The organism is Aminobacter sp. P4_H6_2, from assembly GCF_056400805.1.
The window spans coordinates 1-4,812 of record NZ_JBFUKO010000415.1 but is presented as its reverse complement, the minus strand read 5'-3'; the positions used below and the strand labels follow the sequence as shown (position 1 = coordinate 4,812).

Sequence of the window (4,812 nt, the reverse complement as noted above, 5' to 3'; positions counted from 1 at the left end):
GCACTTTCCACGCCAAACACGTACCCCATCTCGACGGATCGCAATTGCCGTCTCTTTCATTGACACGTCGAGGCCGATATATTCTTCCATGGCTGTTCTCCGTTGATGCTGGGCCCGGCGTCCAGTCGAGAGCCCGTACCTCATCTTATCGGGGAACAGCCACCGTCCAAGAACATGATCGAATCCAGAGCGGCGGTGCTCCCGCGATTACCCCATGTGGATGGCTCCCGCTCCCGGCATCTGGGTGCCAGAATGGGTTTGCTGTCAGGCAACCCGAGCAAAGGAGCCATCCGTCATGCAGATTACCACCGTGGGCCTTGATCTGGCCAAGCGYRTTTTTCAAGTTCATGCCGTYGACGCGTCTGGAGWYGTTGTTGTGCGCAAGGCACTGCGGCGATCGCAAATTCTGCCGTTTTTCGCCAAGTTGCCGTCCTGTCTGATCGGCATGGAGGCGTGCGGGACATCGCATCATTGGGCTCGAGAGCTGACGAAGCTCGGCCATGAGGTTCGCATGATGCCRCCGGCATACGTGAAGCCCTATGTGAAGCGCGGCAAGAACGATGCGGTGGACGCTGAAGCGATTTGCGAAGCCGTGACACGCCCGACCATGCGTTTCGTGGCCATGAAGTCAGCCGAGCAGCAGGCGGCGCTGTCGCTTCACCGCACACGCGACCTCCTGGTCAAGCAGCGCACGCAACAGGTGAACATGATCCGTGGTCTCTTGGCTGAGTTTGGCATCGATATACCCGAAGGTTTGGAGCGTGCGCTTGGGCTGGCGCGCCAGATCGCCGCGAAGGAAGCGACACCAGACGTTCCGCCAATGGCAATGCAGATTCTCGGCCTCCTATGCGGGCAGGTCCTCGACACCCACGTCCGTTTGCAGGCGATCGACCGTTCGATCCTTGCCCTGCAAAGAACTGACGAGATTGCACGGCGTCTATCGACCATTCCCGGTATCGGCCCGGTCGGTGCAACAGCACTGGCGGCATCGGTCACCAATCCGGGACAGTTCCGCTCGGGTCGAGAGTTTGCTGCCTGGCTAGGGCACACACCCTCGCAAAACTCTAGCGGTGGTAAGGACCGGCTCGGCCGCATCACCAAGATGGGTGACCGGTATCTGAGAAAGCTCTTGGTGATTGGCGCGACCTCTCTGATCCGCCGAGCCAGGCATAAGCCCGAGGTGGCGGATCCGCGCCTTCTCGCGTTGCTTGCCCGGAAGCCAGCCCGCGTGGCGAGCGTAGCCATGGCCAACAAAATGGCCCGCGTCGTCTGGGCGGTCATGGCCCGCGGGGAGACCTATCAAGCTCGCCATGCCCCGATCCTTGCAGCGTAAATTGCCAAGATGATGAGACCTTGACGCAAAAAACAGTTCGAGCCGGTCGATCGGCTCCATGAAGTTGTAAGAGCGAAGCGATGTGATGGCGAAACCGGTCAGGCCGGAAACAGGGACAACCCGTCGAATGTCGGAGGCTTCATAGCCTGCAAAGCAGATTGGGACCTTGTTCGCCGACCCCATCAGGGCCAGCAGTCTCCAATGGCTGCATCAACAGGCCGGACAGAAGACTGCACCCGACCAACGCGCCAGAACACCGAAATACCTCTTGCAATGCGGGGGCCATCCACAGAAGACATTCGGATAGACTTCAGAAATGTTGTCATCTGGCCCCAGTGGACTTACAGTTTGCGGCTCGTATGAGGCGCCGTTGGCATTAGTAGTTGTGGTAGGAAAGATTATGCACATTCGGTCGACGATTATCGATGACTACGAGGCGCTTTGCGCCATCGATTCCGTTGCTGAGACGAGCCTGGAGCGCCGTGGTCAAATTCGCAGCTGGCTCGGATCGGCATGCTGTCATGTTGCTGAGACAAATGGCCGGGTAGCCGCTTACGGCGTGCTGACAAAGCACTTCTTTGGCCAGCCTTTTGTCGAGATGGTGATGGTGGGCCGAGAATTCCGTCGTCAGGGATTGGGCGCGTCGATCGTTAAGCATTTCCAATCGATTATCCCTGACCGGAAAATATTCAGCTCCACCAACATGTCCAACAGACCAATGCAGATGCTGTTTGCTAAGTTGGGCTTCAGGCCGAGTGGATACGTCGACAACCTTGATGAAGGTGATCCGGAGATCATTTTCTACCACGCCGCCGCTAGGGGGGAGTAGCACGGACTTCCGTTTTCTACCCCCCCCTTTGAGGACATTCCGTTTCGGGTCCGAAAGCTGACAGGCGGCTTTCGGGATGATACCCTCGATAAGCGGCCGTTGCTTTCACAAACCCGAATTGACGTTTCGCCCGGCTCTCGAAGACCTGGTCAAATGTGTCGCAAAAAGTGCGGTACTTGCACAGGCCCCGGCGCAGGTAGCTTCTCGCCGCCCGGCTCATTCAGGAAGGCCGGCCAGCCGCAGCGCCTCAACATACCTGGCGAAATAATCCGGCCTGATCTGCCCCACCCGGTGTCTAAGGTTGGTGAGGGTCAGTTCGGGATCGAGTTGCAACGACAGCGCGATGTGCTTACTCGCGGCATCCGACCGCCCAGCCATGGCGTTGCTGGCGGCTGCCACACGAAGACCGGTGAGATAATAGGGCTGCGCGCGGGACGCAGCCTCTGCCATTGGCCAGGCAGCGTCACCGCTATTGACGGCTTTTCCGGTATGGAAACAGCAGGATGGGCCAGGTCCGCCGGCATTTTTTGCCGCGGCACCTCGACCAACCCGGACGACGCCAGCGCATTTCTGTGCTCCCGCACTTCGAAGTGCTCTATCAGTGCCCGGGTCGCCTCTTCGGGCTCGACGCCCAACTCACGCTTCAATGCTTCCTTGCAGGTCAGAAACTGGCGGAAGGCTTCATTGGTCTTGTACCGATTGTGAAAGATACGGATCAGTGCCCGGTGGGYCTGTTCGGCGCATGGGTCGAGCCCCACGAGGCGTTCGGCCAGGCTTCCGCAGGCCCGTTCCTCGTGTTCACTTAGTACCGGCAACTGGCTCAGCCGCTCAACCAGATCCAGCGCCCGACGAGCGTAGTTCGCACGAAGCGGCACGAGCCAGTGCTCGATCTAGCCAGGGTACAAAGGGCCGTCCAGTAGCTCGCCGCGGTAGAGGTCCGCCGCTGCCGCAAGGTTGGCGGCGTCATTGCCCTGGATCTTCCGGTCGAAAATCCAGATATCAGCTTCATCGGCATTCGCAGTCAGCCAAATGGTGTCGGMATTGMCTTCTATGCTGACAGCCTCGTCGGCCGAGGCCGGAAACAATCGCCTGAGGTCGACCAGCGCTTGGCGCAGGCTGTTTTGCGCCTGCTGCGCGCCGCTGTCAGCCCAGAGCATCGCGGCCATCTTCTCTCGGCGTACGCCCTTGAGGCCAGCCAGAACCAGAGCAGCGAAGAGCAATGACGTCTTGCGCGTCGCGAAGTGCAGGAATTGTCCGCCTGAAAAAGCAACCCGATGCCACCAAGCAATCGGATACGCACTCGCGCCCCCGTGAAACAACCTCGGCTAGAATATCACTTCCAGCGTCCGATTTAACGACGAATTAGCGCTTCGGCCAGACGTGTTTCCTGCGGTTTCACGGATGGGTGAACACCAGCAAAGCGCACCGGTAGGAAATTGCCCTCGTAAGTTTGAACGAGGGAGAAAGAAAATGGCATACATCAGCCTCAGGACTTTCCAGCCGACGTTGCGCTTCACCGGTTCGCTCGCCCGGCATACCGTGCTTGCCTTTGCAGGGATTCGGTTCCGGCATCAGGCTTTTAGGCAACGGCGGGGACTTGCCGGGYTGTCGATGCTGGAGCTTAAGGATTTTGGCTATCCGGTAGATGAGGCTCCTGCGGATGTAGCGGCACGTAGCCGGAACCTCGAGCAATTCGGAACGTGAAGCCCAACAGCGCATAAGCACGGGTTCGCATCGCTGAGAAACTTTCACATAAATGCCACGGTCCAGCAAAAGCGATGAGCGTTTGGTTGGGTAGTGGGTCGGACCCAGATCGCCCGCTTAGCGCCAGGCAACGTGGGAGCGAACGCGGAGTGGAGTAATGTCGGGAAAGGGGTCGAAATCTGCCGGTCCGCTTTTGAAGCACACTTGGCTGAAGCGGACATTCGGCAACCGGCCCAGAGTAGGCATTATGGTTGCGAATGCCCCGGCTCGCGCCAGCACAGCAACAGCCCGTCGAGAGCATCCGTCGATCCGACGACCAGAAGGGCTTCCAGATCCCGCCCCGCCGCTGGGTCGATGAGTGGACCTTCGGCTCGATGACCCGATTGCGCCGCCTCGTGCACGACTACGAGCAGTGCATCGATGTCTCGCAGGCCATGATCCTTGTCGCAATGGGCGGTAATCTCATCCGCCGATACGCTCATCCGTGATTTTCAAAACGGATACTTAGTATTGCAATTGGATCCAGCCGCCCGATAGCCGTTCCGGCGAAGACGGCCTGGGACACGCAAGTCAATCGTGGTTCACGGCTGCCGGCGATACGGACATGCTAGCGTGGGTGGCGTTGGCATTTATTTGTCTCGCGCTCTATGGGATTTTGACGCTTTATGCCGTGTTCGACCGTTGGGCCGAGCACAGGTCGAAGGCCCCCCTTGCCAAGACACTCCCAACATTGTTGACGATTGCCCTGCTCTACGCGATCTTTCCGCTTGAGCATTGCCACGCTTTTCTTCCGTTAACCGCGGTCCTTCTAGCCCTCATGGCGGACTGGTCGCGCTTCCAGTTGCCGAGTATTCAAGAAGTCGTGCCTGAAGCCACTGCTTAGCCGGCGGCTGTCGCACCGGAACCGGCCAACGACGGGCTGTCGCACCGGAACCGGCCAACGACG

6 protein-coding genes and 1 pseudogene are annotated in these 4,812 nt (G+C 59.1%); 5 read left to right on the top strand and 2 right to left on the bottom strand.

Annotated features, from left to right (window positions below; all coding sequences use genetic code 11):
• Positions 1-295 precede the first annotated feature (295 nt).
• Together AC1DUU_RS23185 and AC1DUU_RS23180 are read left to right on the top strand one after the other, a co-directional pair.
• A complete protein-coding gene (locus tag AC1DUU_RS23185; RefSeq protein WP_476785735.1) occupies positions 296-1,333 on the top strand; it encodes an IS110 family RNA-guided transposase in 1,038 nt (345 codons plus the stop codon).
• A gap of 400 nt (positions 1,334-1,733) precedes the next feature.
• Positions 1,734-2,162: an N-acetyltransferase family protein gene (locus AC1DUU_RS23180; RefSeq protein WP_476785734.1), complete on the top strand. Its 429-nt coding sequence runs from the start codon at positions 1,734-1,736 to the stop codon at positions 2,160-2,162.
• Positions 2,163-2,473: 311 nt separating this feature from the next.
• Here the strand turns inward: AC1DUU_RS23180 and AC1DUU_RS23175 are convergent, their stop codons facing one another.
• Both AC1DUU_RS23175 and AC1DUU_RS23170 read right to left on the bottom strand, forming a co-directional pair.
• Positions 2,474-3,037 carry a bacterial transcriptional activator domain-containing protein gene (locus AC1DUU_RS23175; RefSeq protein ID WP_476785733.1) on the bottom strand — a complete coding sequence of 188 codons (564 nt, stop codon included), beginning with the start codon at positions 3,035-3,037 and terminating at the stop codon, positions 2,474-2,476.
• 15 nt (positions 3,038-3,052) lie between these two features.
• Entirely contained in the window at positions 3,053-3,328 is a 276-nt protein-coding gene (locus AC1DUU_RS23170) for a hypothetical protein (RefSeq protein ID WP_476785732.1), read from the bottom strand.
• A 304-nt stretch (positions 3,329-3,632) separates the two neighbouring features.
• On the opposite strand from AC1DUU_RS23170, the gene AC1DUU_RS23165 reads away from it, so the two are divergent.
• From AC1DUU_RS23165 to AC1DUU_RS23155, 3 genes and pseudogenes are all read left to right on the top strand, one after another.
• Positions 3,633-3,866 carry a hypothetical protein gene (locus tag AC1DUU_RS23165; protein WP_476785731.1) on the top strand — a complete coding sequence of 78 codons (234 nt, stop codon included), beginning with the start codon at positions 3,633-3,635 and terminating at the stop codon, positions 3,864-3,866.
• A 290-nt stretch (positions 3,867-4,156) separates the two neighbouring features.
• Positions 4,157-4,354 (top strand): annotated as a pseudogene (locus AC1DUU_RS23160) (IS5/IS1182 family transposase); the annotation flags it as partial.
• A 128-nt stretch (positions 4,355-4,482) separates the two neighbouring features.
• The gene (locus AC1DUU_RS23155; protein ID WP_476785730.1) at positions 4,483-4,749 is read left to right on the top strand and encodes a hypothetical protein; all 267 of its coding nucleotides are present in this window, start codon (positions 4,483-4,485) and stop codon (positions 4,747-4,749) included.
• The last annotated feature ends 63 nt before the right edge of the window (positions 4,750-4,812 follow it).